This is a genomic window from Mesorhizobium sp. HAY1-8B (assembly GCF_056868045.1).
Genome location: NZ_CP200321.1, coordinates 2,075,607 through 2,092,911 on the forward strand (window position 1 = coordinate 2,075,607; position 17,305 = coordinate 2,092,911).

Genomic DNA, 17,305 nt, shown 5'->3' on the forward strand with positions numbered 1-17,305 from the left:
CGCCCATTTCGCGCAAAAAAACCCGAACGGCCTGCTCGGCCCGTCCTTTTCGGTCAGCGCTGTGGTGGCGTTTGCTACCTGATGCCGGGAATTCGTGGGTCGCCGTCCATGCTCACTTCCGTCACCAGCTTCCGGCGCAGCGCGGTGGCATAGTCGCTTGGGCCCTTCGGTGTCATGACGAAGGCTTGCGAGCCGCCAATGACCGATTGGGCGAAATAGGATGCCAATGGTTGGTCGGGATTCTCATCTTCTGCTGGAATGGCGATCGCGTTGATCGTGTATCCCTTGGCGATGGCGTTGAGCCTGCTGGGCTGGACGGGAAGTCCATCGTTGTTCTCACCGTTGGAAGAGATGTCGATCACTTTCTTGGCCGCCTTTCCAGGAAACTGATCGAGCAGAAGCGTTCCGACGTCGATGGCCGAGGAAACGGATGTGCCGCTTCGCCCCCTGCGAATATGGCCGGTATCGCCTCTCTTGCTGATCACCGAGGCCGCCGCCTTGGCGTCTTCCAGCCCACAGATGCTTGTCCACGGCAGCACGATGCGTGTGTGTCCGGGGCTTGACCATTCAAAGTAGGCTACGCTGATGCAGCCAACATAATTTCGGGTGATGGCCGCGATAATCTCGGGCGAGGTGAGCGCCGCGGCATGCCCCTCGCGCTGCATGTCGGCAATCTCCGGATCAATCGAGGACGAGAAATCGACCGCGAACACGACAGCAACATCAACATTGGCGGCATGGGCTTGCGATGCCCAAAACACCGAAGCGGCAAGGGTTCCCGCCAGTCTCAAATATGAGCTGGCCCGTTTTGCCGGCCCATTGGCCGGTCGTTCAGTCGGCTTCGGAATGCCCGTGCCTATCGCTCGCGCCTGCTCGCGAAAGGAGGCCGCCGCGGACGAGGCGCTTGCGTCCTGATGCTTGCTTTCGAACATGCTATTCTCCATCCCGACAACCGCTTGCTTTCAGGGCGGTCATTTTCAACATGTGGAAATTTGGCGGGGGGCCTTGGCCCCCACGCCGAACAGCAGCAGGTCGGCTTTGGTCCACAAGAGGTAACAGCCGAGCAACGTCAGTGGCATGGCGAGCGCCGTGAAGGACCCGCCCGACCAGACCTCCAGCAAAGCCCAGCCGAGGGCGACGGTTGTCGCCAGCATCGCCGGCAACGGGCTGGCGAGCACCGCACCGCGGAACGGATCTGGCCAGCCGGCCGGCCACATGGGAACCGGCGTGCCCGGCCTGTGGAAGGTGCTGCCGAATTTGCCGAGCGCATGCAGCACGCCGGAGGTCGCCGCGAGCAGCGGCTCGCCGAGCAGCAACAGGGCAACGCCGAGCCCGATGGCACCTACGCCCGACAGGAAGTCGCCCAGACGGTTGAGGGCGGGATCGGGAGCATCCGGCCTTGCCCAGGCTCGATGATAGGCCTCGCCGCCGCAGAAGAAGACCAGGGTCGCCAAGGTCAGCGCAACAGAGCCACGGCTGCCGGCAAAATAGTCCATCACCGCCGCGGTGACAGCGCTTCCCTCGACGTTGCCCAAGCCCCATAGGGCAGCGGCAAACAGCAGCAGCAAATTGGCCTTAGGCTCGGACATCCACCGCACCCCTGGGAATAAAGCCTGTCGCGGGCTTGCGATGGCTCCAACCATTTCAGGGCGCCCGGTTCGTCCCCTACAACCGGCGTTTCGTTCAGTTGCCCCTACTTGAGCGATGCCTTAATTGATCTGCCGTCACAGTAGCGCTTGAACGCGTGGTTCCACCGGTTGCGAAGCGTTAGTTTTGAGTTAGAATTTCGTTAGGCTGGGAAGCTGTTAAGAAAATGCAAGGTGGGGACAGCGTCGCCGCAAGTAAAATCTCACTCTTCGGCGGCTTCCGAATTGAGAAGGAAACTGTCGGCCCGATCTGGTTGACCGGGAAGCGGGGTCCCGCGATCATTGCCTATCTGACCCGGTGTCCAGGCATGACGGCGACAAGGGAGAAGCTGGCTGATCTGCTCTGGGGCGATAGCGACAGCGAACACTCGCGCAACAGCTTGCGTCAGACCCTCAGCGTTCTGCGCCGGGATCTGTCGCGGGCGGGCGTGGACATCATCCATTCCCGGAGGGAGTTGATAGGCCTCAGACCGGACGCGGTGCGAGTTGATGTCGAGGAGTTTGAATCCGGGCTTTCCGCCCGCTCAGCACCGGACCTCGAGACGGCTCTGGCGCACTATATCGGACCGTTTCTTGATGGCGTCTATCTGGGGAGCAACGCTTTCGATAACTGGGCGGCGTCGGAACGCGACAGGCTGCTGGGCCGTGCGCTTGAGTCCTTTGAAAAACTTGCCCGCCTCGTGGACACAGAGGCCGGGCTAGCCTTGGCCGATCGAATTCTGGGCATGGACCCGGCGCGGGAGGAGTCCTATCGGCTCAAGATGGACTTGCTTGCCGCATGCGGCCAGCGCGACAGGGCGATAAGGACATACGAGGCTTGCAGGAGCATGCTGAAGAAGGAGTTCGGCGTCGAGGCGAGCCCGGAGACGCGGGCGCTGTGGCAATCCCTGCTGTCTGCCGCCGACACGACAACTCTGCAGTCGGCAAACGCTCCTCCAGCCAGCCAGCGCTCCGGGCGGCCATCCATCAGCGTTGCCGACTTCGTCAATCTCACCGGAAAGCGAGGCGACGACTTTTTCGCCAAGGGGCTCGTCCAGGACATTACCACGGCCCTCTCCGAGGTTGCCGACTATGTCGTGCTCTCCGGGCTCCCGTCCTTGGAGAAGAACGGCGATGAACTCAAAACGCCGGCCTTGGTTCGAGCGCGTTACATGCTCAACGGCAGCGTTCAGCGATCCGGCGACGAACTGAGGGTGAACGTCCAGCTTGCCGACGCTGGCAGCGGCCACAATGTCTGGGCTCAGAAATTCGACGGCCACTCCGAGAACGCGCTCGAATTCCAGGACAGGATCGCACAGTCGGTTGTGCTGGCCGTGATCCTCGAACTGCAACTGACGAACTGGAAGGTTCGCGACAAAAGCCCGCCGGGCCCTCCCGAAGTGCGCAGGTTGGTGAACGAAGCTCTCATGAAGTATTTTGAGATGACCCGGGACTCGTTGTTGGTCGGGATAGAACTCGCCGAGAAGGCCCTTTCGATAGGCCCCGACAATGCCCGTGCACAGCGAACGCTTTCGATCGCGATCTCCATGAGCGTGGCGTTCGGCGCGCTGCCTCGGGAGCAGGCGCAGATCGAACGTGCGATTGAGCTTGCGAAAGCATCGGTACTGGCAGTGCCTGACGACGAAATCGCCCGCTGCATCCTGTCATTCGCCCTCGAAAGTTCCGGCCGTATCGACGAGGCGATCGCCGAATGCCAACACGCGATCAGTCTCAACCCAAGCTACCCGTCTGGCCACGGCGACATTTCGATGCTCTTTGCGTTGCGCGGACAGGTCGGTGAAGCAGTGCGTGAGGCCAATGAGGCAATCCGGCTCGGAACGCATGACGTCATCGATTTCTGGCGTCACCACGGCCTGGTTGTGGCGTTGTTTGCCGGCGGAGATGACCGGCGGGCGCTTGAGGTCGCCCGCAAGGTGGTCAGGACAAAGCCGGGCTTCGTTCGCGGCGCCCTTTATTGGGCCGCGAGCGCTTCGGCCACCGGAAACAACGAAGAAGCGTCGCGGGCCATCCATCACTGCCTGTCACAGCTTCCTCATCTCAACCTGGGCAATGTCTGTCCCGGCTTTGTGCCACGCTACGTGAAGGATCATCATCACTCGAGATTCCTTGAAATGCTGTCGAGGGCTGGCCTTCCGGGTTCTTGATGTGGGGTCATGAGAAGCCGGAGCAGGTGTTGGCCTCCAGCATTGGTGCGACCGTCGGATTGTTTGAAAAGGGCGCGTCTGGGGAACAACCGGAGATTGATGGAGTGTTTCGCGGAATGATCTAAGACGCCGGAGGCGATCGAGGGTACGCGCCATGGGATCCCAGCCGACCGACACAAAACGCCGCTACGAGTATGAGTTCGGCCACACCGATCGGGAGTCGCGACGGTTGGCGACCCAAGCGGCGCTGGTCGAGCCGTTGACACGAAGTTATTTGCCATGCGCCGGGTAAGTCAGGCTATGCGGGTGCTGGATGTCGGCAGCGGCGCCGGCGACGGCGACGTCGCTTTTCTTGCCGCGGATGTGGTCAGGATCATCCCCGGCTCGCCAATGAGCAGAAAGGCCGTTTCCTATATTTTCGCAGAACCAGTTTTCCTGGTTCTTGAATTGGCCTGCTTTGGTGCCCCGGCTGTTGTCAGCTGTGCAGATGCGTCAGTTCGAACCCGGCGTCATCCTGCGTGTCGGACAGGTGTTGTTCGGCGGACCGGAACATGTCCGAGAACTCCATCTCGTTCTCCAACATCACACCGCCGACCTTTATGGTGAGGACATCCTCGGTGCCTTTTGGCGCGAAATAGACCTGCGCGACACGCGTCCGGATACGTTCGCCGACTTCCTTGGCCTCTGCTTCGGTCGCGCCCGGGAGGAAAACCCCAAACATCGAGGCCCCGATGCGTCCGACCAGATCCCCCTCGCGTACCGACGACTGTATGGTCGAGACGATGAGCCGCAAGGCCTCGTCGCCCCATTCGAGCCCAAAGCGCATGTTGATGGATCGAAGGTGTTCCGGATGAATGATCAGGAAGGCGCCCGAGCGTGGTCCTGGTCCCGATCGCCTGGCGGCCCGTCGTTCAATCATCGACGTGAAGACCGGCCCGTTCAGGCAGCCCGTCAGCCTGTCATACGTTCCGGACTTGTTGAGTTCCTGCCGGTAGCGGTGGATTTCGACCCGGTTCCAGCCGATCAGCGCGAAAAGCGGCAGGCCTATGATCACCGGCAGCAGTCCTGCGGTGATCATGCTGCGGGCGAACGGCGTCAGCGTGTCGCTGAACAGGAGCAGGTAGTTCAGTCCAAGGGAAAGGCCGAGGCTCCCGGCGGTTCCCAGGAACGTCAACCACGCGACGCGCTTCCAGTCCTGGGCAGTGGTGGTCGCCATTGGTCTCGTCATTGGCCAATCTCCTGTCAGATCGGCTGGTATAAGGCCTGCCTGCCGTAATTTCGGTTTCGCCGAACCGTACAATTTGAACGATCCATCCTGTCGTCGCGCGACTTCGGCGACCGAGCCCTCCCAGCCTATCGCGGCGGCCCGAAGATACCCATCTCGGCATCCCTGGCAATTGCTTCCGCCTTGCCATAGATGCCGCCCGGCAACGCCGTGGCCCAACCATTGGCGACGAGCCAGGCGCCGACATCCTGCTTGCCCAGCCGGCACGGCGCGGCGATGGCAAAGCGTTCGGGTTCCGGCGGCAGAAAGCAGGTCAGCGCGCGCCCCCGCAGCCAGGCATTGAAGGCCGCGCGGGCGCGCAGCCCACAGGGCCAGGCTTCGTCGCGAAACGAGCAGGTCTGGGCCTCGTCGATGTCCAGAGCCCCGCTGATGACCACCTTCCGCCCCATCGATTCGAAAGTCGCCGACGACGTTGCAATTGGATGGTACAGCAGGGTTTCGCGCCAGTCTTGCGGCATTGGCGTCCTGGGGCGGACGGCGAGGCCGAGTTCACCGAGCGGCGGCCGGGCTTCGACCCGCTCGATTTCCGAGGCGTCAACCGGCGGCGGGGCGATAAGGCTCTCGGCAATCCGCCGTGCCGGTTCTCGTCTTGATCCGTCGACAATGGCTGTATCCACCGGGGCCGCTTGCTTGCCGGAATTTTCCAGCGACGGCGCAGGGGCGGGCCGCTCGAGGGAAAGCAAGGCCCCGGCGCGCATGATCAGGACAATTCCGACCAGCAGTTCAAGGCCCCCGACCGCGATCATCAGGCGGGCATGCCGAGGCGTGCCCATCAGGCCATCGCGGCATTCGAGCAAGGTCCCGCCGGCAGCCGGTCAGAAACCCGACGTCGATTTGGCAACCAGCTTGAGCACACCCTTTTCTATCCGATAGAATGGCATCGATCTTTGGCTGGATCCGTCAGCGCGAAAACGGAACAAACCTGTCGATCCGCGAAACCCGTTCGGGTTTTCGAGAGTCTGTTTGCTGAAGCCGTCAGGTCCGACCGCGCTCGCTATCCCAGCTGTCAGGGCAACCATATCATAGGCATAGGCCGCATTGACGTCGGCCGGATAATTGTATGTCGTCCTGAAACGGTCGGCGATCGGTCCGGTTTCGCTTGGATCGAGCGTGGCGATGTATGCCCCCTCGAACAACGGATCCATGGGATGTTCCAGCCAGCGGTCCGTCCCCACGATAGAGATTGCCTTTCCCGGAATGCCCTTTGATTTGAGAGCGGCAAGGACGGGTGAGGGGCTGCCGTCGCCGCTGGCAACGATGACCGCGTCGGGAGCGTCCACGAGCGAGCCCATCTGGTCGATCGCCTTCGCGCCACCGTCGCCGGCCGAATAAGGCAGGGTGACCGCGAGTGTTGCGCCATAGATGCTAAGGCTGTTCGCCACCCGCTTCTCCACGGCGCCGGCGTTTGAGCCTTCGGCGACCAGCAATACGAACTTCTTGCGGCCTTTCGCGGCGAGCCCTGCTGCACCCGCCGCGGCGCTGTCGGCTTCGCTGAGGCGCACGGCGTAAACCCCAGCGCCGCCCGCGAAATTGTCGGCAAGCGCCAGGACCGGCGGCCGCTTCGATCCGGACAGCGTGGCAATATGCTGGGCCGCCGGCAGTTCGGTCGGACCGATAACCACTTTCGACCCCGTCGTCATGGCCTGCACGGCCTGCTTGCTGGCCTGTGCGCTGTCGCCCTTGGTGTCCTCGATCGTCAACGTCAGCAATCCATTGCCGATATCGGTCATCGCCAGCTTGGCGGCATCACGCATCTTCCTGCCGGTCTCCCCTGACGTCCCGGGCGCCGACAAGGGCAGCAACATCGTGACCTTGGTCGAACCGGTGCCGAGCGACTGGCTCGCCTGGGCCGGACCGGCGGCATTCTGGCCGGCGGGCGCGGCAGCCGCGGCCTGATCGAGCACGTCGGAAACGCCGCCTTTCGACTGGCAGCCCGACACTATCGTGGCGAGCGCCAGGGCGATCGCCAAAATCTGCGGGTTGCGGACCTGCCGGCCTGCTTCCATGATTGCTCCACCCTGTGTCTGCCGCCGGGTATTTCCCCGGTCTGGTCTTCAATTCATGTTGCGGCGGATGTGCCGTGCCGTTTTGCCGTGCTCTTCAAGGAGGCGGGCCCTCGCCGCCTTGAGCATTGTTCGATCTCGCCTGCGGCAGCGGACGCGGGTCACCCGGGAACCGGCTCATCGTGCCTGGCGCGATACTTCGTGCGGTGGTGTACAGGCCGTCCGCGGCAAGTTCCGTTGGACTGCGCGGCAAACGGGCGACGCTGGTCAGGGGGATTATGCCGGCGACCGCCCCCAGGATCGATCGCCCGGCTGTCATGATGGCCAACAGGCGCGGCCCATCCGGTCAGTGCATGTACTCGACCATGCGATCGTGGAAGCACTCGCATTTGTTGAGTGTGTCTTCGTCCTTGTAGTTCGTCTTCAGATAGCCATAGGCCATGCCGCAGGCGACCTTGGCTTCCGATGCCCACACGAATGCCGGCCGGGATGAATTGATCCATTCCGAACTGTTGGCGACAGCGACCGACTCGTCCATCAGCTTCACCACCTGTTGCCTGAGATCGACGATATTGTCGGTCAGCACCAAGTTGGACGTGCTGACGGTGCGGCAATAGTCGCCTATAGGTCCCTCGATGATGTCGGCGGCGAAGCCCGTCGATCCAGCCAGCAGCAGCGCGGCGGCCGTAGCCAGCAATCTTCCACAACGCTTCATGTAAGTCCCTCTCCAAACTGCAATTTTAAGTATCGCTAATATATAGCATGGTGTCGGCGCACGCCATCCCGTTAGACCAGATTTGCCGTGGTCGTATGCGTGGTCGTTCCCTCATCGTGGAGTTGCCGGATCGTGCTTGCCACGGGAGTGTTGATCAACATCGTCAGGCCACCACCGTTTCCGTGTGAGTGGGCATGTTGTGATCATAAAGAATGGTAATCGCAGAACCGACCCCAACATTGGTCAGCGATGCCACTTCGACCATGTTGCCGCCAGCGGCAGTGCCGTTGTTATCGACCATAACGTGAGCCGCACCGCCCGAGAAAGTAACGTCGATCGAGGCACCTGCCTGCGCATCCGTAGTCGGTGCGTTGCCTCCAAGGGATTTGAGCAAATCCGACAGGTCGATGACGTCCTGACCCGGCGTATAGTCTGAGATAACATCGACCATGTGGATCGCCGCGAGCTTGGACGGGTCGATCACAAATGTGTCGTTACCGCTTCCGCCGGTCAGGTGGTTAAGTCCTGAACCGCCGTACAGCGTGTCGTTACCTGCGCCGCCGACGAGCGTGTCGTTGCCCGAGCCGCCATAGAGGGTATCGTTTCCGTCCATGCCGGTCAGGGTGTCGTCACCCTGTCCTCCCGAGAGGATCGTATCGTGTCCGTTGATGCCGGTGAGATGATCGTTGCCGTCCTGGCCAAGCAAGGTTGTCTTCGTCGCCGTCGCAACGAGATTGTCAGCGTTGATGCTGCCCTCGAGCGTTGAGGTCGTTGGGTACAGATGCGCGGTCACGCTGCCGGCCGCGGTATCGCTATCGCCATCCGATCCCGTGATCGGGATCTTGATGTCGAACGGGTCAACCGCGTTGGCGGTGGCGAAGGTGGCGGGACCAAGCTTGAAGGTTCCCGACGAGGCTCCCGAGATCTCGACCGCACTGAACGGATCCGAACTTGCCGAGACCGTGAAGGTATCGCCTTGGTCCAGCCCATGAAGCGTGAAAGTGCCGTCGCCATTGTTCGTTAGCGTGGGCGCAGCTCCGCCGGATCCGTTCACAAAAGTCACGGTGATTCCGGCGGCGGTGCCTTCCCCGGAGCTGTCGCCAACGAAAATCTTGTCGTCGTCGGCGTTCACGGCTCTGATCTTGATATCCACCGTGCCGTTCGCTTTGGTTATCCCTTGGGTGAAGCTCGATACTTCATAGTGCTCGGTGTAGCTGGTCCCGGCGAGGACTCCAGTGGTCGATGCATTCTTCACGAAGTCGAAACGGATTGTCTCGCCGCTTGTGATGCTCTGGCCATTACCGACACCAAAGTTTCCAGTACTGGTATTGACACTGTTGCCACCGCTGGCCGTGACCAGCAGATCGTCCGGTGTATCCGGGGTGGTGAGCGTGGTGAACGCAATCACCTGGTTGTTGCCGCCCGAGGCCGAGGCGCCGGCTGTTGTGAATTGGGCTCCGTTGAAGATCGTGCCGTTCAACACGAACGACCAGGTGTCGTTTGCCGGGTTGAGCGTGGCGGTGAACCCAAGGTCATTGCCGTTTGCAGCCGATGTCCGCCCTTCGACCGTGTGACCATCGGAGGAGATTTGATAGAACAACTGCTCGCCGTTAAGGTAGACGCTCGCGCCGTTGGCGTCTGTAACGGCCATGCCGTTGGAGACGTTGAACACGACGTTCCCGACGCCGTCGGCGCCTGCGCCAGCGGCAAAGTTCAGATGTTCCGTCAGCATGGAATGCAATGAGTCCGGCAGGTTGATGCCGTCGCCGACGAACGGCTGCGGAACGTCATCCAGAACCGTCAGATTGACCGCGCCGGAGACATGATCGCCACTGGTGTCGGTTGCGACCACCTGAAGCCCGTTGATGGTGATGCTGTTGGCACCGCTGCCCGCAAGATGCTGCAAATGGTCGGTCAGGGTTGCGGTGATCGTCGGGGTCACCGAACTGCCGGCGGCAGCACTCGTGCCAGTCAAGGCGAGGTAAATGAATGCGCCGAGGTCCACGTTTCCGGCCGTCTCGATCAGATTCCCGACAAGTTGGCCGCTGCCGTTAAGTGACCAGGTGATCGTATAGCCGGGCGCCAGGTTCGAGATTGTGGGAGCAACCCATCCGGAAGCCGGATTCGCGGGGTCACCGAAGGCGACGGTCAACGCTTCGCCCGTCGCGTTGAATGTTATTCCCGAAGTCTGCTGAGCGGTTTCCGTGCGGCTGCCCGGGTTGCTGCCGGTTACCGCGCCGGCTGCCAAGTCGGCTGGCGTGGCACTATCCAGCGTCGTATCGAGCGCCGCCTCGTTGACAACAAGCGAAACGGAACCGCCGCCTGTCGGAACCGAGTTGGTGTTTACATTCACAGTGACCGTCGCCGTCGAGATGTCGCCGTCGCCGTCCTTGATCGTGTAGGTGAAAGTGTCTGACCCGACATACACCCCCGTCGGCGCGTAGGTGAAGGTTCCGTCGTTGTTGTAGATGACGGTGCCATGAGCGCCGTTGGTGGTTGTTATCACGCCGGGTGTTGTTGTCGCCACGCCATCGGCACCGAAGACGTCGTTGCCTAGCAGGCCGGTAAGGGTCGTGGGACCGGTGATAGGCGAACCCCAGGTATCGTCATGCGCATGCGGCCCGTCGTCATTGACCTTGACCGTCAGCGAGCCGCTGGCCTGGTCGCCGTCGCTGTCGGTGACCGTCACCGCGAAGTGCTCGCCGGCCGCCTGGTCGGCCGCCCCGGTCTTGGTGGGGTCGGCGTTGGTCACGTTGTGGGCCAGCGTGTAGCTGTAGCTGTAGACGCCGCCATTGACTGTCACGATCAGGTCGCCATTGGTGCCATGCACCGTGCCGCCGCTGGTCACGTTGACCAGGTTGCCGTCCTTGTCGGCGATCTCCAGCTTCTGCAGTGTGTCGCCGCCCGTGGTGACGTTGAAGGTGCCGGTCGTCGTCTCGGACGCGTCGCTGTTGTTGCCGGCATCGTGATCGGCCAGTTCGCCGGTGCCGGTCGGCAGGCCCTTCTCGTCGACCACCGCCTGCGCGTCGGCGGCGGGCGTGCCGCCGGTCGGCGTCACCGTGATCGTCGGCGTCGAGTCGGTCAGCAGCGTGATCGTCACGGTCGCGGTCGAGGTGTCGCCGTCGCCGTCCTTGATGGTGTAGTCGAACGTCACCGTTCCCTGTTCGCCCGCGCCGGGCGTGTAGGTGAAGGTGCCGTCATTGTTGTAGGACAGGGTGCCCGTCGCCGGGCTCGCGCCGTTCTGCGCGACCGTGTGCGTCACGCCGCTCCAGTCGACGCCGTCGGCGCCCGCCGTGTCGTTGGCCTTGACGTCGACCGCGACCGCCGCGTTCTCCGCCGCCTGCTGCCCGCTGTCGTTCGCCGCATGCGGCCCGTCGTCATTGACCTTGACCGTCAGCGAGCCGCTGGCCTGGTCGCCGTCGCTGTCGGTGACCGTCACCGCGAAGTGCTCGCCGGTCGCCTGGTCGGCCGCCCCGGTCTTGGTGGGATCGGCGTTGGTCACGTTGTGGGCCAGCGTGTAGCTGTAGCTGTAGACGCCGCCATTGACTGTCACGATCAGGTCGCCATTGGTGCCATGCACCGTGCCGCCGCTGGTCACGTTGACCAGGTTGCCGTCCTTGTCGGCGATCTCCAGCTTCTGCAGTGTGTCGCCGCCCGTGGTGACGTTGAAGGTGCCGGTCGTCGTCTCGGACGCGTCGCTGTTGTTGCCGGCATCGTGATCGGCCAGTTCGCCGGTGCCGGTCGGCAGGCCCTTCTCGTCGACCACCGCCTGCGCGTCGGCGGCGGGCGTGCCGCCGGTCGGCGTCACCGTGATCGTCGGCGTCGAGTCGGTCAGCAGCGTGATCGTCACGGTCGCGGTCGAGGTGTCGCCGTCGCCGTCCTTGATGGTGTAGTCGAACGTCACCGTTCCCTGTTCGCCCGCGCCGGGCGTGTAGGTGAAGGTGCCGTCATTGTTGTAGGACAGGGTCCCCGTCGCCGGGTTGGCGCCGTTCTGCGCAACCGTGTGCGTCACGCCGCTCCAGTCGACGCCGTCGGCGCCCGCCGTGTCGTTGGCCTTGACGTCGACCGCGACCGCCGCGTTCTCCGTCGCCTGCTGCCCGCTGTCGTTCACCGCATGCGGCCCGTCGTCATTGACCTTGACCGTCAGCGAGCCGCTGGCCTGGTCGCCATCGCTGTCGGTGACCGTCACCGCGAAGTGCTCGCCGGCCGCCTGGTCGGCCGCCCCGGTCTTGGTGGGGTCGGCGTTGGTCACGTTGTGGGCCAGCGTGTAGCTGTAGCTGTAGACGCCGCCATTGACTGTCACGATCAGGTCGCCATTGGTGCCATGCACCGTGCCGCCGCTGGTCACGTTGACCAGGTTGCCGTCCTTGTCGGCGATCTCCAGCTTCTGCAGTGTGTCGCCGCCCGTGGTGACGTTGAAGGTGCCGGTCGTCGTCTCGGACGCGTCGCTGTTGTTGCCGGCATCGTGATCGGCCAGTTCGCCGGTGCCGGTCGGCAGGCCCTTCTCGTCGACCACCGCCTGCGCGTCGGCGGCGGGCGTGCCGCCGGTCGGCGTCACCGTGATCGTCGGCGTCGAGTCGGTCAGCAGCGTGATCGTCACGGTCGCGGTCGAGGTGTCGCCGTCGCCGTCCTTGATGGTGTAGTCGAACGTCACCGTTCCCTGTTCGCCCGCGCCGGGCGTGTAGGTGAAGGTGCCGTCATTGTTGTAGGACAGGGTCCCCGTCGCCGGGTTGGCGCCGTTCTGCGCAACCGTGTGCGTCACGCCGCTCCAGTCGACGCCGTCGGCGCCCGCCGTGTCGTTGGCCTTGACGTCGACCGCGACCGCCGCGTTCTCCGTCGCCTGCTGCCCGCTGTCGTTCACCGCATGCGGCCCGTCGTCATTGACCTTGACCGTCAGCGAGCCGCTGGCCTGGTCGCCGTCGCTGTCGGTGACCGTCACCGCGAAGTGCTCGCCGGCCGCCTGGTCGGCCGCCCCGGTCTTGGTGGGGTCGGCGTTGGTCACGTTGTGGGCCAGCGTGTAGCTGTAGCTGTAGACGCCGCCATTGACCGTCACGATCAGGTCGCCATTGGTGCCATGCACCGTGCCGCCGCTGGTCACGTTGACCAGGTTGCCGTCCTTGTCGGCGATCTCCAGCTTCTGCAGTGTGTCACCGCCCGTGGTGACGTTGAAGGTGCCGGTCGTCGTCTCGGACGCGTCGCTGTTGTTGCCGGCATCGTGATCGGCCAGTTCGCCGGTGCCGGTCGGCAGGCCCTTCTCGTCGACCACCGCCTGCGCGTCGGCGGCGGGCGTGCCGCCGGTCGGCGTCACCGTGATCGTCGGCGTCGAGTCGGTCAGCAGCGTGATCGTCACGGTCGCGGTCGAGGTGTCGCCGTCGCCGTCCTTGATGGTGTAGTCGAACGTCACCGTTCCCTGTTCGCCCGCGCCGGGCGTGTAGGTGAAGGTGCCGTCATTGTTGTAGGACAGGGCCCCCGTCGCCGGGTTGGCGCCGTTCTGCGCAACCGTGTGCGTCACGCCGCTCCAGTCGACGCCGTCGGCGCCCGCCGTGTCGTTGGCCTTGACGTCGACCGCGACCGCCGCGTTCTCCGTCGCCTGCTGCCCGCTGTCGTTCACCGCATGTGGCCCGTCGTCATTGACCTTGACCGTCAGCGAGCCGCTGGCCTGATCGCCGTCGCTGTCGGTCACCGTCACCGCGAAGTGCTCGCCGGTCGCCTGGTCGGCCGCCCCGGTCTTGGTGGGATCGGCGTTGGTCACGTTGTGGGCCAGCGTGTAGCTGTAGCTGTAGACGCCGCCATTGACCGTCACGATCAGGTCGCCATTGGTGCCATGCACCGTGCCGCCGCTGGTCACGTTGACCAGGTTGCCGTCCTTGTCGGCGATCTCCAGCTTCTGCAGTGTGTCGCCGCCCGTGGTGACGTTGAAGGTGCCGGTCGTCGTCTCGGACGCGTCGCTGTTGTTGCCGGCATCGTGATCGGCCAGTTCGCCGGTGCCGGTCGGCAGGCCCTTCTCGTCGACCACCGCCTGCGCGTCGGCGGCGGGCGTGCCGCCGGTCGGCGTCACCGTGATCGTCGGCGTCGAGTCGGTCAGCAGCGTGATCGTCACGGTCGCGGTCGAGGTGTCGCCGTCGCCGTCCTTGATGGTGTAGTCGAACGTCACCGTTCCCTGTTCGCCCGCGCCGGGCGTGTAGGTGAAGGTGCCGTCATTGTTGTAGGACAGGGTGCCCGTCGCCGGGCTCGCGCCGTTCTGCGCGACCGTGTGCGTCACGCCGCTCCAGTCGACGCCGTCGGCGCCCGCCGTGTCGTTGGCCTTGACGTCGACCGCGACCGCCGCGTTCTCCGCCGCCTGCTGCCCGCTGTCGTTCGCCGCATGCGGCCCGTCGTCATTGACCTTGACCGTCAGCGAGCCGCTGGCCTGGTCGCCGTCGCTGTCGGTGACCGTCACCGCGAAGTGCTCGCCGGTCGCCTGGTCGGCCGCCCCGGTCTTGGTGGGATCGGCGTTGGTCACGTTGTGGGCCAGCGTGTAGCTGTAGCTGTAGACGCCGCCATTGACCGTCACGATCAGGTCGCCATTGGTGCCGTGCACCGTGCCGCCGCTGGTCACGTTGACCAGGTTGCCGTCCTTGTCGGCGATCTCCAGCTTCTGCAGTGTGTCGCCGCCCGTGGTGACGTTGAAGGTGCCGGTCGTTGTCTCGGACGCGTCGCTGTTGTTGCCGGCATCGTGATCGGCCAGTTCGCCGGTGCCGGTCGGCAGGCCCTTCTCGTCGACCACCGCCTGCGCGTCGGCGGCGGGCGTGCCGCCGGTCGGCGTCACCGTGATCGTCGGCGTCGAGTCGGTCAGCAGCGTGATCGTCACGGTCGCGGTCGAGGTGTCGCCGTCGCCGTCCTTGATGGTGTAGTCGAACGTCACCGTTCCCTGTTCGCCCGCGCCGGGCGTGTAGGTGAAGGTGCCGTCATTGTTGTAGGACAGGGTCCCCGTCGCCGGGTTGGCGCCGTTCTGCGCAACCGTGTGCGTCACGCCGCTCCAGTCGACGCCGTCGGCGCCCGCCGTGTCGTTGGCCTTGACGTCGACCGCGACCGCCGCGTTCTCCGCCGCCTGCTGCCCGCTGTCGTTCGCCGCATGCGGCACATCGTCGACGATCTGGACGGACAGTGTGCCGGGAGCCGAGGTGTCGCCGTCGCTGTCGGTCACCGTCACAGTCATGTCGTCGTAGATGGAATCGGTGCTGGCGCCGGGATGGGTCTCGCTGTGGACAAGCGTGTAGCTGTAGCTCACCTGGCCGGTGCTGGCATCGTAATCGGTGATGGTCAGCGTACTGCCGAGCGGCGTGGTGATGGTGACCGGCGTCGATGCGCTGTTGGCAAGCGCGGCACCCGAAATCACTTGGCCGGCGATCGTCAGCGAGCCGACACCGTCGGGGGAGGAGATGGTGAACGTGCCGGTATTGATCTCGCTGGTGTCGGGAGCCGAGGTGAGGCCCTTTTCGTATACGATGGTGTCACCGCCACCGGCCTCGGGTGTCAGGTCACCGATCGACGGTGTGGAATCGGGCTTGAGAAGAGACGGGAACAGCTCGCGGTTGTCCGGCTGGCCGAACGCCAGATCAGTCGGCGGCAATAGTGCCGACAGGCCGAACCCGTCGCCGATACCGCCTGGGGGAACCGAGAAGTCTCCGCCTGCGCTAGAGGCCGAACCTCCAGGACCCGCCGAAATCGACCCGTCGGCGCCAAAGGCGACATCGACATGGCTTGCTTCCAACGCCGCGATCAAGGCAACGCGCGGCACTTCGACGTCGCCTATGATGAAGGTCGGCACGTTGAGGGCGCCGTCCTTGATGACGATCACCGAACCGTCGGCCTGTTCGAGCACGAGATTGTGGCCGTCGACCTTGATGTTGTCGATCGAGACGTTGGCTGGAAGTTTCACCACATTGCTGGTGTCGGCCACATATTCGTGCGGCGCCGCTGCCGCTGGGGCCTTGGCCTCCGCGGGTGCTTCCGGTTTGACGGGCGTGCCGTTGCCGACGTCGACCGGAACCGGTTCAGCGGCTGCCGGAGCCGCCTTTTGCGCTTCCGCGACCTGAATCTGCGCCTGCGACGGCAAGCCATTATGTTCAGAGTGCTCGTCCCACGAATTCGAGAAGGTGTCCAAATCGTTACTGTTCGTCATGGCCAAAACCCCTCCGGCATTTCCCGGATAGAGACAGTGACCCCTTCTACTTTGCAACTATCTTGCAATCTGTTTCATATATTCGGATATGCGAGCTTCAGTATTTTTTACGCGTGGTAAACTCGAAGCATATAACCTGATATACATTGGCTGGCATGCGATCCGTCTGGCGTGGGTCGGCTCCGGGTGCTTGGTGAGCGTAAGTATAAATTTGCATAAAATTTTAAATAAAATGGATATTATCAAGTACAGGAAACTTATCCACCTTCCTTTGCAATAATTTGAGACGGGATTGATAGCGTCCACAGTCAAAGGTGGGCGTTATGAAAAAAGAAAAATCTGCCCTGGGGAGAATCGGGCTCAAGGCGCTGCTGCTGGCAATCGGAATCGCGGGCCTGCCGCAGCCGTCGTCCGCAGGCGCGTTCCCGAGGAGCGTCGGTCCTGTCGATTCGCTGCTGGCAAGGGTCGAAACGCCTCCCACCCTCGGTGGTATTTCGCTGCTGCGGCCGCAGCCTTGGCAGCCCGCCTCGGCCTACAGGATCGGCACGGTTTTCGGCAGCTACGGGCCTGCCGCCATCGATGGGGAAGACGGCTCCTCGACAGCGCGGGGCAATGTCGGGATCGATCCCATCCAGACGGCGTCGATAATTCCCGGCGTGTTCGGATCGGTTGCGCTGTCCATGCACAATTTCCCGGTCTCCGCGCGTTGGGCGCCGGTCTACAAGGCCATCGTCGACTGTTCCACGGGCAGCACGTGCAACGGCAAGAACAGCATCTTCACCGCGATCGTCGATGTTGCCAGGGACAAGCGGTTCATCGACAAGCTGTCCTTCGTCAACTCAAGCATAAACCACGCGATCGCCTACAAGAAGGACAGCGTGGTTTACGGCAAGCTCGACTACTGGGCGAAGCCTTCGGAAATTCTCGAGCGGCGGGCAGGTGACTGCGAGGATTTCGCCATTCTCAAGATGGCGGCGCTGTTGCGCGCCGGCATTCCGGCACAGAGCATGTCGCTCGTTGTGCTCCAGGACCGCAAGCGCGGCTTCTTTCATGCCGTGCTGTCTGTCAGCACGGGCAGCGGTGTGTTCATCCTGGACAGCCTGAGCAACGTTGTCTCGCGCGACAGCGATCTCCCCGACTACGTGCCGTTGTACTCGTTCAGCACCGACCGCGCGTGGATCCACGGCGCCCGGGCCGGCGCGGCCCAAGTCGCCGATATCAAGGGCGGTCTTGCGACGGTCGCACCCGGCGAGGGCCTGCAGCCTTAGGCGCTCCCGGGACCAAGGCGAGGCGCCCGGCTCGGTGCGTCTTCTCCATGTAGTGCGTCGGGTCGGAATAGATTCATGCG

Annotated in this window: 9 protein-coding genes; 2 read left to right on the top strand and 7 right to left on the bottom strand. The window is 63.5% G+C overall.

The window, feature by feature from the left end:
• Nucleotides 1-74 precede the first annotated feature (74 nt).
• Nucleotides 75-932 (bottom strand): DUF1194 domain-containing protein, encoded by an 858-nt coding sequence (locus AC1VON_RS10075; protein ID WP_483121879.1) that lies wholly within the window; start codon nucleotides 930-932, stop codon nucleotides 75-77.
• A gap of 45 nt (nucleotides 933-977) precedes the next feature.
• On the bottom strand, nucleotides 978-1,589 hold the full coding sequence (locus AC1VON_RS10080; protein WP_483121880.1) for a hypothetical protein: 612 nt from the start codon (nucleotides 1,587-1,589) through the stop codon (nucleotides 978-980).
• A gap of 224 nt (nucleotides 1,590-1,813) precedes the next feature.
• Here AC1VON_RS10080 and AC1VON_RS10085 point away from each other — a divergent pair, with 224 nt between their 5' ends.
• Complete coding sequence (locus tag AC1VON_RS10085; protein WP_483121882.1) at nucleotides 1,814-3,790, top strand: BTAD domain-containing putative transcriptional regulator; 1,977 nt, start codon at nucleotides 1,814-1,816, stop codon at nucleotides 3,788-3,790.
• A 475-nt stretch (nucleotides 3,791-4,265) separates the two neighbouring features.
• Here the strand turns inward: AC1VON_RS10085 and AC1VON_RS10090 are convergent, their stop codons facing one another.
• The 5 genes from AC1VON_RS10090 to AC1VON_RS10110 form a co-directional block, all read right to left on the bottom strand.
• Nucleotides 4,266-5,018, bottom strand: a complete 753-nt coding sequence (locus AC1VON_RS10090; RefSeq protein ID WP_246740793.1) for a GGDEF domain-containing protein — start codon at nucleotides 5,016-5,018, stop codon at nucleotides 4,266-4,268.
• Between the two features lie 125 nt (nucleotides 5,019-5,143).
• Nucleotides 5,144-5,872 carry a thermonuclease family protein gene (locus AC1VON_RS10095; protein WP_483121884.1) on the bottom strand — a complete coding sequence of 243 codons (729 nt, stop codon included), beginning with the start codon at nucleotides 5,870-5,872 and terminating at the stop codon, nucleotides 5,144-5,146.
• Nucleotides 5,873-5,890: 18 nt separating this feature from the next.
• The gene (locus tag AC1VON_RS10100) at nucleotides 5,891-7,081 is read right to left on the bottom strand and encodes a type 1 periplasmic-binding domain-containing protein (RefSeq protein ID WP_483121886.1); all 1,191 of its coding nucleotides are present in this window, start codon (nucleotides 7,079-7,081) and stop codon (nucleotides 5,891-5,893) included.
• A gap of 343 nt (nucleotides 7,082-7,424) precedes the next feature.
• Nucleotides 7,425-7,793 carry a hypothetical protein gene (locus AC1VON_RS10105; protein WP_483121887.1) on the bottom strand — a complete coding sequence of 123 codons (369 nt, stop codon included), beginning with the start codon at nucleotides 7,791-7,793 and terminating at the stop codon, nucleotides 7,425-7,427.
• A gap of 163 nt (nucleotides 7,794-7,956) precedes the next feature.
• Nucleotides 7,957-15,957: an Ig-like domain-containing protein gene (locus AC1VON_RS10110; RefSeq protein ID WP_483121889.1), complete on the bottom strand. Its 8,001-nt coding sequence runs from the start codon at nucleotides 15,955-15,957 to the stop codon at nucleotides 7,957-7,959.
• A gap of 323 nt (nucleotides 15,958-16,280) precedes the next feature.
• Between AC1VON_RS10110 and AC1VON_RS10115 the strand changes: the two genes are divergently transcribed.
• Complete coding sequence (locus AC1VON_RS10115; RefSeq protein WP_483126300.1) at nucleotides 16,281-17,225, top strand: transglutaminase-like cysteine peptidase; 945 nt, start codon at nucleotides 16,281-16,283, stop codon at nucleotides 17,223-17,225.
• Nucleotides 17,226-17,305: the final 80 nt, after the last annotated feature.